The sequence below is a fragment of the Halobaculum rarum genome, from assembly GCF_040025155.1.
Lineage (GTDB): Archaea > Halobacteriota > Halobacteria > Halobacteriales > Haloferacaceae > Halobaculum > Halobaculum rarum.
This window is the reverse complement of sequence record NZ_CP157275.1, coordinates 2083040-2098496: the sequence shown is the minus strand read 5'-3', so window position 1 is coordinate 2098496 and position 15457 is coordinate 2083040. Positions and strand designations below refer to the sequence as shown.

The following is a 15457-nucleotide window of genomic DNA, read 5'->3' as shown; positions in this document are numbered from 1 at the left end:
CGGACTATTCGCATCTGCGCATTTCCCGTTCGAGACGTGGTCGTAACCGTTAACCAGACCCACACCGGAGATGGAGACGAGATCGCCCGACATCGTGACGGTCGGGCAACCCGATCCCGGCCGGGAGGAGAACTTTTAAAGGGAGCACGGACGAGTTAACACGTGCCATGATAGACAGACTGGAGAAGGAGGTCGATATGCTGGAGCGACACCTCCAAGTTCTCCGTATGGTCATCGAGAACGAGCCGATCGGGATCGTGAAGATGTCCAACGAGACGGGATACCCCCACCACAAGGTCCGCTACTCGCTGCGCGTACTCGAGGAGGAGAACCTCATCGAGCCGTCCAGCCAGGGTGCGATCACGACCGAGCGGACCGCCGAGTTCGTCGACGAACTCGACGGCAAGATCGACGAGATCGTCGAGAAGATCGGCGGCATGCGGATCGAGGACGCGCCGGAACTCGAGGGCTGACCCGACCGGAATTCGGCTGACGCTTCCTGCGGTCACCTCGCTGCGGCCGCGATAGCGCCGCAGCTGTCTCCTTGCTCGCGTTCGTCACGGTGTCGAACGGAAAACGGACAACCCCGAACCAGCGGCGACCCCGAAACGGCTCGACTACAGTTCGGGGACGTTCACGTGGAACTCGCCCTCGCGTGACTCGACCAGACAGAGGTGAAACCCCTGCTTGCGCGAGAGCTTCACGAAGCTCTTGCGCTTGCCGCGAGAGAGCAGCCCCCCGCCGGTGGCGTCGGCGGCCGCCTCCAGCGCACCCGGCTCGAAGAAGGAGGCGGTGACGTAGAAGCCGGCCGCGAGGTGGTCGTCGGCGTCGGCGACCGCGCTCGCGTCGCCGACGAGCCCGTCGAGCATCGACTCGGTCGTCGCGTCACGGCCCTCCGTCACGTCGGCCACCAGCAGCGGGTTGCCCATGCGGTCGCGGAGTACGACATCGAACGTGTGCTCGGTCGCGCCGCCGTCGGCGCCGTCGACCGCGACGGTGCCGTCGAGCTCGGCCCGGTCGATCTCCGGGATGGCGTCGAACAGGTCCCGCAGCGCCGACTCGTTGCCGGTGCTTTGGATCTCATACAGCAGCTCGCGCGCGGCCCACTCGACGAAGCCGTACTCGATCGTGTCGGTGAGGTACTCGCGGAACGGACGCTCCTCGACGGCGGCGTCGGCGGCGTCGAAGTCGGTGTGTAGCTCCAGTCGGAGGTTGTCGTTCACGTCCGACCGGCTCGCGCCGCCGGCGTGGGCCTTCGACAGCGTCGCACCGCCTTTCGAGTCGTACCGGACGAACAGGTTCGTCCCCGCCAGCGCTCGGTCCGCCGGGATCGTGCGGGCGGACGCGTCGTTGTCATCTCCGTTCACGTCGCCGGACGACGCCCGCTCGCGCGCCGCCTCCACCTCCTCGCGCGCCTCGGACAGCTCCGCCTCCAGTTCCTCGACGCGCTCGGAGAGGCGGTCGTTCTCCTCGCGGAGCCGATCGAGTTCGTCCTCGTTCGACTCCAGCTGCTCGCGCGCCTCGCGGGCGCCCTCGATGGCGCGGTCGCGCTCGGCCCGCGCCGTCGCCAACGCCTCCCGCGCGGCCGCGAGTTCCTCGCTGGCGTCGACCGGGCCTGCGGTCGGGGCCGGCGCGCCGTCGCCGCGATCACTCGACCGCCGATCGTCCGAGTCGACGCTGCGGGAGCGCTCGCCCCGACCGACGTCTTCCGTCGTGGAGGCCGTTCGGTGCGTCGATCCGTCCCGCTGTCGGCGGCGGTCTGCGGCCGCGTTCGACGCGTTCGTCTGTGCCTCCGTCATCTCCGTGGTCGCCGTTTGTGACGGGTCGAGCGACGGGATCGATCGGGTTTCGCGCCACTGTTCTTCCGCGGAGAACGGGTCGCCGTCGCCGTCCGACTCCCCGCGGTCCTCCGCGTCGCCGGACGACTCTGCCGATCGCGACGCCGCGGGTCGCCCGGGTTCGGCCGGTCCCGGTCCGGTCGCCGCGCCGTCCTCGGCGGGCAAGTCGTCGACCGATCGCGTCGCGCCCGCCGTCCCGTCGTCCTCCTCCGTCGGCGCACCGACGGTCGCCTCGACGGCGTCGTCGGTCCCGCCCGTCTCGTCGGGGTCGTCCGGCTCCGCCGTCGTGTTCGACGTCGCCGTCGAACCCGAGTCCTTCCCCGTCGCGGCGGCGTCGGACGTCGGGTCGTCGCTCTCACCCGATCCGGCCCCGACACCGCCGGCGTCGGTCGGGGTGTCCGGTACATCGGGATCGGTCGCCCTGTGGGCGTTCGGGCCGGACGCATCGTCGTCTGCGGCGGGGTTCGCCGCCGAGTCGTCCGTGTCGGTCGACCCGTCGCCGCCGCCGAACGTGATGCTCGTCGGGGAGTCGTCTCCGGGCGCGTCGTCGCCGACGGCACCGTCCGGATCCGTGCTCGCGTCCCCGGTTCCGGCGTCCGGCATCGGGTCCGGATCCGGCTGTGGCTCCGGGTCAGGTTCCGGTTCCGGGATGTCGACGACATCGACGTCGACGTCGACGACCTCGTAGATCCCGATCTCGTCGTCGGCGGCCTCGAACGCCTCGTCGCCGGTGAGGACCTGTTTCTGTTCGCCCGTGCCGACGAACGCGCACGCGAGCCGGCGACCACCGTAGTAGACCGCGTAGTAGTCGCCCGAGAGGACGTTCTCCGACAGCTCGATGTAGCCGGTGAACTTCCCGGAGGAGAGCTTCGCGTCCGCGGCCGATAGGGCCGTGTCGTTCGTGTAGTAGCGCGCCTTCGTCTCGCCGCCGCGTTCTCGCATCGCGTACAGCAGCGGCAGCGACGGGTCGGGCGCGGCGTATGCGGTGCCGTCGGCGTCCGCGAACGAGTCCAGCGACCCGTCGAACACGCCGATCACGCGACCGTTCAACATGAACAGCCACGCGTGTCCCTCGGTGACCGCCCCGGTGAACTCGCGGGACTGCAAGGTACGGAGCCCGTCGATCCCCCCCGAGAGCGGCTCGGACTCCCATCCGGTCACCGTTTCGACTGTTTCGCCGTCCATCGGCGGTACATCGCTGCGTCCGACGCAAATACCTTCCGCCTGGTCGGACGGTCGTCGGACAGTGGTTCTCGGCGGTTGACAGCTTCGAGTTCGCGAGTCGAGTGCGCCGGTCAGGCCGCGATAGCGTATAAGAACAGGAAGCCGAAGTACAGGAGGACGAGCATCCCCAGCGACACGATCCGGAACCGGCGGAGCTCGTCGGACTCCTCCTCGCGTGCGTGCTCGTAGGCCGCGCGCTCGTCGTCGCCGAGGTCCGGATGGTCCTGTCCGAGGTGCAGGTCGCGGTGACGCTCGCGGGCGAACGGCCGACCGCACCGCGGGCACGTGAACGCCGTCGCGTCGGCCGGCACCTCGTAGCGGTCGGCGGTCGGGTCGCGCGCGTCGGTGCCGGCGGGGGCGTCGTCGCCGGCTGGCTCCGTGTCCCTCATACGAACGGGGGGGCACCTCCGGGGCGCGAGACGATCCACAGGCTCGCCATCGTGTACGCCACCATCGCGACGGTGACGCCGTACTGGCTCCGGATCGCCTGCAGCCGATCGGGGAACAGATCGTAGGCGACCGCGTGCGCCACCCAGACGGCCAGCAGGTGACCGGCCAGCACCGCGGCGACGCCGACGCCGCCGACCCAGCCGGGCACGAGCAGCGCCGGGACGGTCGCCGGGGGCGACAGCGGCGACGTGAGCACGACCGCGAGCGTCGGCGACAGCGAAAGCGCCGTCGCGAGGTTGTGCGCGAGGTGGTAGCCGGCGGCGATGGCCAACAGCGACGGCGCGAACCGCCGGGCGAGCACGCCCCGCGCGAGGTACGTGTCGGCGGTCCACCGGGCCGCGCGGGCGGACGCGAGATACAGCGCGAGGAACAGGCCGTACCCGACCAGCATCGCCGCCAGATAGACGGCGAGCGCGGGGACCCCCGCCTCGACGAGCGGGCGCGCGATGTCGCCCCACGCGGCGGTGCCGACGAACCCGTCGTAGGTGGTGACGAAGACGATCGCGACGACGAAGCCGACGTCGTCGCGGCCGTCGATCCACGCGGCATCGGTGAGCCCCATTCCGGGGATACGGAGCCGCAGACCGTCGTCGGTGCGCGTGACGGGGGCGACCCGGCCGTACGCCGCCAACAGTTGCGAGACCGGATCCGCGCTGGCGAACCAGTCGTCGACGCCGAAGGCGACGCTCCCGGCGACGGAGACGCCGAGGTAGCCGAGCACGAGCGCGGTGAGCAGTCGCGGGTCGTCCGCCATCGGCGTCACCACTTCCAGGTACACGAGCGCGAGCAGGCCGACGACCGCCGGCCACGACCCGAACCGCTCGGGATACGGGCGGTCGAGCGACGGGAACGCGCCGGCGATCGCGCGGAACGGGTCGACCGCCGGCCACGCGTTGCCGAGGAGGTACGCCGAGAGCACGAACACGGCCCACCAGCCGACCCACACGATCAGGACGGCCGCGCTGTCAGTAGCGGCGGTCGGTCCGAACAGGCCGGCGACGACCGTGACCGCGAGCGCCGCGAGCCCGACCCCCCTCGCGAGGAGCCGGGCGACACGACCGGCGTCCGGGAGCGCGCGCCCCCAGCCGTCGATCCGGCGGATGTAGGTTCGGTCGGTGACCGCCGACGCGAGGAGAAACGACGCGCCGACGACGGCGCCGCCGGTGGCGAGGAACAGCCACGTCGGCACCGTCACCGTCTCGCGGGTCGCGCCGCGAACGCCGCCGGCGTGGGCGGCGACGCGGGCCGCGCTCGCGAGCACCGCAAGCGCCGCGAGCGCGAACGGGGTCGCGCGCCTCGCGACGCCGGCACATCGGGAGTGGCGATCCATCACCGGCGGTTGAGAGCGGGCGGCCGAGTAGCTTGCGAAACCTCGGCGGACTCGTGGCAGATCTCGCTGACGCCGGCGGCGACTGATCAACCGGCATCGTCGACGTGGTCACGGACAGCGCCGACGCGGTCGTCGCCTGCGTCGGTACGCACACCGTCCGTCCGCTCGACGAGCACCTCGCGAAGGACCGTTCGGTGGCTCCGCAGTTCGCCGGAGCGCTCGGGGCCAACGATCACAACGTCCGCACCCGCGTTCAGCGTCGTACACAGCGAATCGAGCGCCGCCCGGGCGTCGGGATCGGACGCGAGGTGCTCGCGGTAGCGGTCGGCGAAGTCGACGCGGTCCCACGCCGCGTTGTGCGCGCCGGACTCACAGAGCCCGTCGATCCGGAACGACGCCGCGGCGTCGGCGTGGTCGTCACGGAGCGCCCGCGGCGGAGCCAGCGCCGGGCGAACCTCGTCGACGAGCGTACGCAGGCGTCGCGAGGGCGCCGCCGCGACGCCGATCAGTCGGGCCTCCGGCGGAATATCGTCGCCCTCGCGGTCGAGTTCGACGACGTAGGTGTCGGACACCGCCACGAGTTGGGCAGGAACGTCGGCGGGCAAAAACGCACCGCTGGCCCGGAACGCACGGCTCCGGCGGAACGGGACGGAACAGCGGAGGTCAGACGCGCTTTGACCGGGCCTCTCGCACGCTGGCGCCCTCGCGGACCATGTCTTCACAGGAAGGGCACACGCGGACGTTGTTCATCCCTTCCGGAGCGAACACTCGGACGTACCGTTCGGTGACGAACGAACTACAGTTCCTGCACTCCGGCATAGATCTGGTAGTTATCGTCTACCGTAGTATGTGTATCGGCCGTCCACGCAAATTACCGGGAGTCGAACTCCGAGGTCCGATATCGACGCGCCGTCGGACCGCCGGCCGTCGGCGCAGGTGGGAGGATTTTTGTCTCCGCGTCGGCTACCGGCGCGCATGGCTACAGAAACGGAAGACGCCCACGACGACGGGCACCACCTGCCCGCGGTCGAGGACTGGCCGCGCGGCTTCGGGGAGGCCTCGTGGTGGCCGTTCGTCACGGCGCTCGGGGGCGCCGGCATCTACATCGGCGCGGCGCTGTACCTCATGGCCGTCGGCGACCGAAACATCGTCGGCCCGATGATCGGCCCCGGCGTGATGGTCGGGAGCATCGGGCTGTTCTTGCTCGGCATCTACGGGTGGATGTATCACGCGTTCGTCACGCACTTCTGGGAGCGGGGCGCCGACGAACACAGCGCGAGCAAGCTCAGGTGGGGGATGATCGCGTTCCTCGGGTCGGAGATCGCGACCTTCAGCGCCGGCTTCACGTACTTCTTCTTCATCCGCTCGCAGAACGCGTGGGCGGAGGTCGCGAGCGACCTCCCGACACTGCTCGGGTCGCTGGTCATCATCAACACCACGATCCTCATCATCTCGTCGGTGACGCTGCACTTCGCCCACGGCGCCATTCGGCGCAACGATCGCGGGAAGTTCCTCGGCTGGCTCGCGGCCACGCTGCTGCTCGGGATCGTGTTCATCGGCGGGCAGGTGTACGAGTACTACGAGTTCATCATCCACGAGGAGTTCACCCTCACCTCCGGCCTGTTCGGGTCGGCGTTCTACGGACTCACGGGACTGCACGGGCTGCACGTCACGATGGGCGCGGTGCTGCTTACGATCGTGTTCGTGCGCGCGCTCCTGGGGCAGTACTCCGCCGACCGTCACGTCTCCGTGACGACCGTTTCGATGTACTGGCACTTCGTCGACGCCGTCTGGATCTTCCTCGTCGTCGCGCTGTACGTCGGCGCCGAGGTCGGCGCGTAGGCGTCACCGAACCGACGCTCACTCCTCCTCGCGTTCGTCGTCCGCCTCCGAGAGCCGGATCTCCTCGACGACCCGGCGCTCGCCGTCGACGTACTTGTAGCGGATGCCCGTCTCCTCGTCCTCGGTCCGCCGGTGTGAGCCGTCGCACAACGGGAACTCCTCGCTGAGCCCGCAGCGACACACCGCGATGTCGCCTTTCCCCTCGTCGATGTCGTCCTCGTCCAGTCGGAGCGGCCCGGTGGCTTCGAGCGTGACTTCGCGCACGGGCGGGCTTCACCTCCGAGGCCCATCAGTTCACGGGGGTCGATGTACTGACGCTTCCGCACCCGTTAACACGATGCCACCGCACGGAAGGGTATGGGAAAGTGGCGACGACGGACCGCGGCGTACCTGCTCGCCATCACGGTCGTCGTCCTGCTGTTCGCGGTCGCGTACGACTACGGGATGCGGACGTTCGAGGGGAGCGAGCGGTCGTTCATTCACCACCTCCGGGTGGTTATCGAGACGTTCACGACGACCGGCTACGGCTCCGACGCGCCGTGGGAGACGGACGTGATGAACGCCTTCGTCATCGTGATGGACATCACCGGGGTCGTCCTGATCTTCATGGCGCTGCCGGCGTTCGTCTTCCCGCTGTTCGAGGAGACGCTGTCGACGACGCCGCCGACCACCGCCGCCGACCTCGCCCACCACGTCGTCATCTGCGGGTACACGCCCAGAGGGCGCGTCCTCCGCGACGAACTCGACGCGCGCGACGTACCGTACCTGTTCGTCATCGGCGACGAGGACGAGGCGGCGAGGATCTACGACAAGGGGGAGGACAACGTCGTGTACGGGGATCCCGAATCGGTCGAGACGATGCGCGCCGCCAACGTCGACCGCGCACGCGCGCTCGTGGCCGACGACGACGACGAGACGAACGCGAGTATTATCCTCTCCGCGCGTGAGGTCTCCGAGGATCCGGCCGACCTCCGGATCGTCAGCTTCGTCGAGAACGAGGCCATCGCGGACTACCACCGCTACGCCGGCGCCGACCGCGTGCTGTCGCCGCGACGCCTGCTCGGCGAGAGCCTCGGGTCGAAAGCGACCGCGAGCGTCACCGACGAACTGGGCGACGGGGTCGAGATCGGCGAGGACTTCCAGATCGCCGAGCTGCTGGTCCACCACGGCAGCCCGCTGGTCGGCGAGTCCGTCGCCGGGTCGGCGATCGGCGACCGGACCGGCGCGAACGTCCTCGGCGCGTGGAACGACGGCGAGTTCGAATCGCCGCCCCGTCCCGGGCGTGTCATCGACGAGCACACCGTCCTGCTCGTCGTCGGAACGGAGTCGGAACTCGAGGCGCTGAAGGACCTCACGCTCTCGGAGACGCGACGCCGACGCCGCGGCTCCGTCGTCGTCGCCGGGTACGGGATGGTCGGCCAGAGCGCGGCCGCTGAGGTGCGCCCCAGCGACGAGGTCATCGTCGTCGACGAGCGCGACGCGCCGGGCGTCGACATCGTCGGCGACGCGACCGACCGCGAGACCCTAGAGGCGGCCGGCGTCGCCGACGCACGGGCGGTCGTGATCGCGCTCGACTCGGACACGACGACCATCTTCGCCACGCTGGCGGTGAAGCAGGTCGCGCCACACGCCGAGGTGATCGCCCGGGCGAACGACGCTGACTCGGTCCCGAAGCTCTACCGTGCCGGCGCCGACTACGTGCTCTCGCTGTCGACGGTCTCGGGCCGTCTTATCGCCTCACATCTGCTCGACGAGGAGGTGTTGCGACCGGAGACACAGGTCGACCTGGTCCGGACGGCCACACCGCGGCTTGAGGGTCGGACGCTCGCGGAGGCGGACGTGCGGGCCGAGACCGGTGTCACGGTCGTCGCCGTCGAGCGCGAGGGCGACCTGATCACGAACGTCGGTCCCGACACGAAGGTGATCGCCGGCGACAGGCTCGTCGTCGCCGGCACCGACGACGCCGTGAACCGGTTCAACGAACGGTTCTGCTAGCGGTTCTACCAGCGGTTCTATCAGCTGTTCTATCAGCTGTTCACGGTGTACGGCTCCGCCCCGGCGACGAACACGACCGCCTCGCCGTTCGCGAGTTCGAACGGCTCGTCGACGGTCGGCGGCGCCTCCCGACGCGCTGTGATGCCGGGAGCCACCAGCGCCGCGTCGAACGCCGCCGGGTCGAGTTCGGCGTCGTCGAGCAGGGCCGCCGGCGTCACGGTCGTCGCCGCGCCCTCCATGTTGCCGACGAACAGCACTCGCTCGTCGCCGCCCGGGGACTCCCTGAGCCCGTAGTAGACGACCGACCCGTCGGTCGGGTGCCGATAGTCGAAGCGATCGGTCGCTTCGGCGTCGGTTCCGGCGGCGTCGGCTCCGGGGGCGGCAGTCGCCGTTTCGCCGGCGGCGTTCGCGGTCACCGCCGCCTCGACATCGGGTGCGTCGGGCAGCCGCATCGACTCGCGGAGCCACGGGCGCGCCTGCCGGAACTCGCGGACCCGGCGGGCGAACCTCGTTCGCTCGAGATCCTGTGTGTCCCGCCAGTGTCCGAGGTTCGCGAACTCGGCCACGTCACGCATCCACGCGTCGGCGAAGCGGTCGAGGTCGGCGGCGGTCGGGTCGATCGGCAGATCGAGCGCCGACAGCAGCGCCGCCATCGTCTCGCGGTCGTAGTCGGTCGGCTCGACGGTCGCCGCGAGCGCCTTCGCGAACTCGTCGAGTTGCTCGCGCGTCCCGAATCCCATCGCCTTCAGCCGGGTGAAGAAGCGCTCGTCATCGTAGTGTTCGGGGCGGACCTGCCAGTCGAGGAGGTTGTGCTCGTCGGCGACGACCTTCACGTTCCACTCGGCGTCGGTGTCGCGGACGAAGCCCCACGGGCCGCGGGCGTTGGCGTTGAGGAAGTCCATGGGGACGCCCGGCAGCAGGCAGTGCAGCAGGGCGCTCGTCGCGGGGTTGTCGTACGCGCGGTCGAGGATCTCCGGCGCCGAGTCGCCGAGGTAGCGGTTGATCGGGTCGCCCTCCCACGACTCGGGCACGTCGACCTGCGTCCCCCGCCGCACGGTGTCGTGGTTGGCGACGCCGGTGATCCAGTTGCGCCCCATGTCGGCCACCTCGCGGACGCGCCACCACTTGCTCGCCCAGAAGGTGAGCATCGCGGGCTTGTTGTGCGCGAACGTGATCGGCGACCACTGGAACGAGTGGGGGTGCTGCTCGATGAGGGTGCGGTACGTCGACGCGAGTTCCCAGTCGTGGCGGGGCCACGGTCGGCCGTCCTCGTAGATCAGCCACGGGCGGTACTCGGTCCCCGCGACCTCCTGAGTGACGGCGTCCATCTCCGCGAGGAGCGCGTCGTCGTGTTCCATCTCCTCGGTCTCGGGGTTCCAGTTGCGGAAGTCCTGCGCGCCGTCGACGCGGATGCCGTCGGCGCCCCAGTCCAGCTTTCGGCGCTGGAAATCGAGCACGTGCGCGCGGACCCACGGCTCCAGGTAATCGAGGTGCTGCCCGTACATCCCCGGCCCGTGGAAGAACCGGTCGGGGAGCAGCCGGAGCCCGCCGTCGTCGGCGTGGCCCAGCGCCACGTCGAACACGACCTTCACCGGGTCGGGGAGCGTGTGGCAGGCGGCGATGAAGTCGACCAGTTCGTCGGGGCGTCCGGACTCGAGGATCGACGGGTTCGGCGCCGAGAACGCCCGGACGACCACGTCGTAGCCCCAGTTGATCTTCTCCGGACGCGCGACCGTCGCCGTCGCCGCGTCGCCGTCGCGGGAGAGACCTCGCCAGTAGCCCGGGGCGTCCGCGCGCTGGGTCAGCGGCTCAACGGGCATCAACTGGACCGCGTCGTAGCCCGCGAACGTCTCCTCGAAGGCGGTCAGCTCCTCGCCGGCGCGCCGTTTCTCGCCGATCCCCGCGACGAAGTCGGCGAGCCCGCCGAGCGAGCCACGCTCGGTTGCCGTGCCGGGATGGACCTCGACCATGCTCGTCGCCGGCTCGACCCGCGGGAGGCCGTCGTCCTCGCTCGTGGCGACGCGCTCGTCCTCGGTGCTGAGCGCCTCGAAGTAGGCTCGGTCGGCGCGCTCGCGGTCGAGGCTCTCGCGGTCGTACAGCTCCGCCGGCGCAAAGGCCCCGAACGGGACGGAGTCCGCGAGCGGGTCCTGGATCGTCGCGAGGCCGCCGGCGCCGAGTTCGCCGGGGCGGTCGGCGGGGTCGGCGTCGCGTCCGGCGGCGCCCCCGTCGTCGACCGCTTCGGCACCCTGGCCCGGATCGTACACCAGCTGGTACAGCGAGCCGAGCCGCTCACGGGTGCCGGTGACCATCCCCTCCACGGCCGCCCACGTCACCTCCCCCGCGCGGCGCGTCTCGACGAGCGATCGCTCGAAGGAGACCTCGCGCGGGTCGGTCGCTGCGGGATCCAGATCCGCGGGCGGTGTCAGCACCTCCAGGAAGACAGCGTCGGGGTCGACCCCGTGCTCGACGAGGCCGGGCGTCCAGATCCCGACGGTCGCGTGGTCGTCGCGGACGTGCGCGCCCAGTTCGGGAACGAGCGCCTTCGCTGCCGCCGTCTCGTCGTCGTGTTCGGATCGAATCCGCTCGTGTCGCTCCACCAGCGCCGCCGTCTCCTCCGGGAGCAGCGTAGCCTCCCCGGTCGCGTCGAGGCTCATTACCGGCTCCAGAGGCGCCACGGGCTTGACTGCACCGTCACGCGTCAGCGAGACACACGGTTCGTGAGCGGCGCGACCGGCGACCCCGCCACCACCCAAGCCGCGAGCAGGAGCGCGCCGACGAGTTCGGGGATCGCGAGCCCCGGACCGAGCCTGACGCCCGCGATCCAGAGCCACCACTGCCCGACGTGGACGCCGGCGGCCGCGAGCGCGAGCCGTCCAGCCGTCGTCGTCCGCCGGACCGCCCCGTCGGTCGCCAGCACCAGCGTGAGAACGAGATAGAAGCCGAGCGCGACGGGGAAGTGGAGCGAGGTTCCGGACGGGAACGCGCCGACGCCACCCATGAGCAGTGCCGCGACGCCGAACTCGACGGCGACGACTCGACTCCAGAGCGTCCCGGCGGCCGCCCACAGCGTCCACGCGTACACGAGCGCGACGGCGCCGCCGAGCAGGAGTCCCCCGTTGAACGCCGTCGCGACCGCGGCGCGGTCGGCGACGCCCAGGTCGGACAGCGCGTTCGCGGTCACCGAGAACCACGGCGCCAGCGCGACCGCGAGCGCGATGCCGCCCAGCGCGGCGATCATCGCGCCCGCCCCCGACGCCGCCGCCAGCCGTCGACGCGTGTTCGTCACGGACGCCCGATCCGCCGCGGGGGTGATGGGTGTTGTCCAACCGGGAGCAACGCGCGAGGGGTGCATCGATCCGCGGTGTGGGCGTCGCCGGCGCCGGGCATCGCCGCCACCGGGCGTCGCCGCCACCGGAGGCGTTCCCCCGCGCGAGATTCCGCCTCCCGAACGCTTTCGGTCGTCACGCGCGCACCACGGACGATGACCGAACTCGGCCTCCCGGCGCTCGGCCTCGGCACCTCCGCGAACGACGACTTCGAGGAGTGCGCCGAGACGGTGAAGACGGCGTTGGAGACGGGCTATCGCCACGTCGACACCGCTCAGATGTACGACAACGAGGAGGCGGTGGGCGAGGGGATCCGCCGCGCCGACGTGCCTCGCGAGGAGGTGGTCGTGGCGACGAAGATCCACCCCGACAACCTCGCGTACGGGGACGCCAAACGGACCGCCCGCGAGTCGCTGGAACGCCTCGGGCTCGACGCGGTCGATCTCCTGTACGTCCACTGGCCGATCTCGGCGTACGACCCCGAGGAGAGCCTGCGCGCGATGGACGAACTGCGCGAGGCGGGGCTGTGCGACCACGTCGGCCTGTCGAACTTCACGCCCGACCTGCTCGAGGAGGCGCGGGCGATCCTCGATTCGCCGGTCGCGGCCCACCAAGTAGAGTGCCACCCGCTGTTCCCGCAGGAGGAACTCCGGGAGTACGCAGTCGACCACGACCACTACCTAGTCGGCTACTCGCCGCTCGGGCGCGGCGAGGCGCTGGACGACCCGCTGCTCACCGAGATCGCCGAGAAACACGACACCAGTACCGCCGCGGTCTGTCTCGCGTGGGCGTTCGCGCAGGAGGCGCTCGTCCCCATCCCGAAGGCGACCGGCGAGCACGTCCGCGCGAACTTCGAGGCGCAGGAGTTGCAACTGGACGAGGCGGACCTCGACCGCATCGCCGAGTACGACGTCCGCGAGCGCGTCATCGACCCCGACGACGCCGCCTGGAACCGATAGGCCGTCGCGTCGACGGGGAGGATCGATCGGGCCGCCGTGGTGTCCCCCGCAGGCCCGCGGCGCTCGGGCGGCACGCCCGCGTCCGCGATCCGAGCGTTCTTCACCGACGCCGTCTCACCGTCGCCCGTGTACAAACGCGGCCACTTCGGCGTCGCCATGCTCACGCTCGCGCCGATCACGTTCTGGCTGCTCTCGACCGGCTTCCCCGTGTTCGGCGCGCTGGTCGCCGGCACGGTTCTCTACCTCGCGATGCTGCCGGACGTGGACCACCGCGTCCCCGGCATCTCCCACCGGGGGCCGACCCACTCCCTGCTGTTCGCGGCCGTCGTCGGCGCCGTCTTCGCGGGCGCCGCCTCGCTCGTCGAGCCCGTCCTCTCGATCGCGGTCCCGGGCGACGTTTCCATGGTCGCGTTCGGCTTCCTCCTCGGCTTCGGAACCGTCGTCGCGCACCTGCTTGGCGACGTGATCACGCCGATGGGCGTGAACTTCCTGTGGCCGTACCCGCGGACCTGGTCGCTGTCGCTCACGACCGCCGACTCGACGATCTGGAACTGGACGCTGTTCGTCCTCGGCGTGTTCGCGCTGGCGGCCGCGGTCGCGCTGGCGGTGCAGGGCGTACCGATCTGAGCGGGCGAGCTAGGGGTACCGATTTATCCCGGGTGTCCGTACCCAGCCACATGAGCGAGGAATCCACTCGACCGGACCTGCTCGACGACGCCCAGCGACGCTTCCCGGTCCCCGACTACGACGAGGTACCCGAGGACATCCGCGAGCGCCTCGACGAGGAAGCCGAGCGTGCGGGCTTCACCCCGAACGTCATGTCGGCACTGGCGTACAAACCCAGCCACTTCCGGGCGTTCATGGCGTTCCACGACGCCCTCGTCGACGACACCACGCTCGACCGCGAGGAGGTGGAGATGATCGTCGTCGCCGTCTCCGGGCGGAACAACTGTCTGTACTGCAACGTCGCCCACGGCGCGCTCGTGCGCATCTACGCGAAGGACCCGCACCTCGCGGACCAGCTCGTGTCCAACCACCGGACTGCGGACGTGAGCGACGAGCGCATGGCGATGCTGGAGGTGGCAGTGAAGCTAACGGAGGAGCCGGACGCGGTAGCGACCGAGGACCTGGATCTGCTGTACGAGGCCGGGTACTCCGAGGAGGAAGTGTGGGACATCGGGATGGTCGCCGCCTTCTTCAACCTCTCCAACCGGATGGCGACGTTCGCCGACTGGCGACCCAACGACGAGTTCTACGCGATGGGGCGATAGAGGTTTGAAGTATTTTGATCGGTGATCTGGCTACTTTTTCAGGCCTTGATAGACGCTGACTCCAACGATCAGCGTGAAGAGAAAATATGCAAGGTGTATGTCGCCAGTCAATTGTACCGGCATGGTACTCGGAAGTACGTTCATGAACGCTACAACCAGTATCGCGCCAATAGCGCTGATAACTGACATCCAAATTGATATGCATCACCCAGTCACTTAGAATGATTGACTATTAGCGCTGGAACTAATAGAATTAGCCCAATAGCTAAGAATATGTCTGCGAATGAGGAGTACAAAAATAGAAATCGAGGCATTCTGACTGAGCGAGACCGTCGATTTCTTCTGGGAGAACTAGATGAGGACCTCTCAGAGAACGCAGAGTACCAGAAGCGGTATCAAATCCGCCAGCGTATTCGGGATTCTATGTTTGATTTCTGGATAATTAATCAACATTTGTCAGCGAAAGATGCTGGTATGATTTGGGCTGAGACCGACGATTGGATCTATCAAGCCGAGCAAGATCGACTTCGTGGCGACGCGCCACCTTATCAGAAAAAACCATTTCTTGCAAAATGTTGGCGAGACTTACTCGCGTTCTTTGTATATTCTCAAATCTCTACAGGAGTCTCTGAAGCTGAAGAATTGGTTGAATGGGTTATTGAACAGGGTGTGGCGAAGGGAATTCGTCGGAGATTCTTTGAGAACCTTCAGATGTACCAGCATATCGAACCTGAATTAGATTGGGGTGTGGGAGACCGTTACCGACTCCGTGATTTCTTGGAATACGTAGAGAAACAGATGCCCAAATCTCGTGAGGAGTCAGAGACCTATCTGCTCGATCTTTTCAAAAAAGGGTATCTTCAGAGGTCGCACGTTGAATACCTGTATCAATCAAAATTCGAGTAGTTCGGATAACTTTGTTCGAGTGTTTAATTCAGTTTATTCATCACACTCAGGACGTCGACTCGACCTCGTACTGGTCGGGCACCGCGGTGATGAGGTCCAGCGGGTCGGCGTCGCCCTCGACGACCGCCTGGTCAGCCTCGTGGTCCGCGGTCGCCCCGTCGACGCCGGCGACGCCCTCGAGCGCCTCGACCACGTTCGCCTCACAGCCGCCGCAGGTCATTCCGGTGATCCGCATGGTCGTCGTCATGGGCGACCGTAGCGGCCGGGCCGTCATTCCTGTTTCGGTCTCGGAACGCACATCTGATTTCGATCGAAG

16 protein-coding genes are annotated in these 15457 nt (G+C 68.7%); 7 read left to right on the top strand and 9 right to left on the bottom strand.

Annotated features, from left to right (window positions below):
• The first annotated feature begins 167 nt into the window (after nucleotides 1-167).
• Nucleotides 168-473, top strand: coding sequence for a hypothetical protein (locus ABJD39_RS10875; RefSeq protein WP_159667556.1), 306 nt, complete (start codon nucleotides 168-170; stop codon nucleotides 471-473).
• Between the two features lie 144 nt (nucleotides 474-617).
• On the opposite strand, the gene ABJD39_RS10870 is transcribed toward ABJD39_RS10875, so the two are convergent.
• The 5 genes from ABJD39_RS10870 to ABJD39_RS15045 all read right to left on the bottom strand — a co-directional run bounded on the left by ABJD39_RS10870 (nucleotide 618) and on the right by ABJD39_RS15045 (nucleotide 5661).
• Nucleotides 618-3023 (bottom strand): DUF7527 domain-containing protein, encoded by a 2406-nt coding sequence (locus ABJD39_RS10870; protein ID WP_348608313.1) that lies wholly within the window; start codon nucleotides 3021-3023, stop codon nucleotides 618-620.
• 110 nt (nucleotides 3024-3133) lie between these two features.
• On the bottom strand, nucleotides 3134-3451 hold the full coding sequence (locus tag ABJD39_RS10865) for a DUF7410 domain-containing protein (RefSeq protein WP_348608311.1): 318 nt from the start codon (nucleotides 3449-3451) through the stop codon (nucleotides 3134-3136).
• The gene (locus ABJD39_RS10860) at nucleotides 3448-4842 is read right to left on the bottom strand and encodes a hypothetical protein (protein WP_348608309.1); all 1395 of its coding nucleotides are present in this window, start codon (nucleotides 4840-4842) and stop codon (nucleotides 3448-3450) included. The genes ABJD39_RS10865 and ABJD39_RS10860 overlap by 4 nt, the downstream gene beginning before the upstream one ends.
• An 86-nt stretch (nucleotides 4843-4928) precedes the next feature.
• Entirely contained in the window at nucleotides 4929-5420 is a 492-nt protein-coding gene (locus tag ABJD39_RS10855) for a DUF488 family protein, N3 subclade (protein ID WP_348608307.1), read from the bottom strand.
• Nucleotides 5421-5505: 85 nt separating this feature from the next.
• Nucleotides 5506-5661, bottom strand: coding sequence for a DUF7563 family protein (locus ABJD39_RS15045; RefSeq protein WP_284062991.1), 156 nt, complete (start codon nucleotides 5659-5661; stop codon nucleotides 5506-5508).
• A gap of 156 nt (nucleotides 5662-5817) precedes the next feature.
• Here ABJD39_RS15045 and ABJD39_RS10850 point away from each other — a divergent pair, with 156 nt between their 5' ends.
• The gene (locus ABJD39_RS10850; RefSeq protein WP_348608304.1) at nucleotides 5818-6684 is read left to right on the top strand and encodes a cytochrome c oxidase subunit 3; all 867 of its coding nucleotides are present in this window, start codon (nucleotides 5818-5820) and stop codon (nucleotides 6682-6684) included.
• Between the two features lie 18 nt (nucleotides 6685-6702).
• On the opposite strand, the gene ABJD39_RS10845 is transcribed toward ABJD39_RS10850, so the two are convergent.
• Complete coding sequence (locus ABJD39_RS10845) at nucleotides 6703-6948, bottom strand: CDGSH iron-sulfur domain-containing protein (protein ID WP_348608301.1); 246 nt, start codon at nucleotides 6946-6948, stop codon at nucleotides 6703-6705.
• 93 nt (nucleotides 6949-7041) lie between these two features.
• Between ABJD39_RS10845 and ABJD39_RS10840 the strand changes: the two genes are divergently transcribed.
• On the top strand, nucleotides 7042-8679 hold the full coding sequence (locus ABJD39_RS10840) for a potassium channel family protein (protein WP_348608299.1): 1638 nt from the start codon (nucleotides 7042-7044) through the stop codon (nucleotides 8677-8679).
• Between the two features lie 32 nt (nucleotides 8680-8711).
• On the opposite strand, the gene gghA is transcribed toward ABJD39_RS10840, so the two are convergent.
• Nucleotides 8712-11333, bottom strand: coding sequence for a glucosylglycerol hydrolase (gene gghA / locus ABJD39_RS10835; protein WP_348608296.1), 2622 nt, complete (start codon nucleotides 11331-11333; stop codon nucleotides 8712-8714).
• A 44-nt stretch (nucleotides 11334-11377) separates the two neighbouring features.
• Nucleotides 11378-11965 carry a DUF998 domain-containing protein gene (locus ABJD39_RS10830; protein WP_348608293.1) on the bottom strand — a complete coding sequence of 196 codons (588 nt, stop codon included), beginning with the start codon at nucleotides 11963-11965 and terminating at the stop codon, nucleotides 11378-11380.
• Between the two features lie 195 nt (nucleotides 11966-12160).
• On the opposite strand from ABJD39_RS10830, the gene ABJD39_RS10825 reads away from it, so the two are divergent.
• The 4 genes from ABJD39_RS10825 (at nucleotide 12161) to ABJD39_RS10810 (ending at nucleotide 15141) form a co-directional block, all read left to right on the top strand.
• Complete coding sequence (locus tag ABJD39_RS10825; RefSeq protein ID WP_348608290.1) at nucleotides 12161-12964, top strand: aldo/keto reductase; 804 nt, start codon at nucleotides 12161-12163, stop codon at nucleotides 12962-12964.
• Between the two features lie 126 nt (nucleotides 12965-13090).
• Nucleotides 13091-13591 carry a metal-dependent hydrolase gene (locus ABJD39_RS10820; protein WP_348608287.1) on the top strand — a complete coding sequence of 167 codons (501 nt, stop codon included), beginning with the start codon at nucleotides 13091-13093 and terminating at the stop codon, nucleotides 13589-13591.
• A 50-nt stretch (nucleotides 13592-13641) separates the two neighbouring features.
• Nucleotides 13642-14235, top strand: coding sequence for a peroxidase-related enzyme (locus ABJD39_RS10815; RefSeq protein ID WP_348608284.1), 594 nt, complete (start codon nucleotides 13642-13644; stop codon nucleotides 14233-14235).
• Nucleotides 14236-14508: 273 nt separating this feature from the next.
• On the top strand, nucleotides 14509-15141 hold the full coding sequence (locus ABJD39_RS10810; protein WP_348608281.1) for a hypothetical protein: 633 nt from the start codon (nucleotides 14509-14511) through the stop codon (nucleotides 15139-15141).
• Between the two features lie 46 nt (nucleotides 15142-15187).
• Here the strand turns inward: ABJD39_RS10810 and ABJD39_RS10805 are convergent, their stop codons facing one another.
• On the bottom strand, nucleotides 15188-15388 hold the full coding sequence (locus tag ABJD39_RS10805; protein WP_348608279.1) for a heavy-metal-associated domain-containing protein: 201 nt from the start codon (nucleotides 15386-15388) through the stop codon (nucleotides 15188-15190).
• Between the last annotated feature and the right edge of the window lie 69 nt (nucleotides 15389-15457).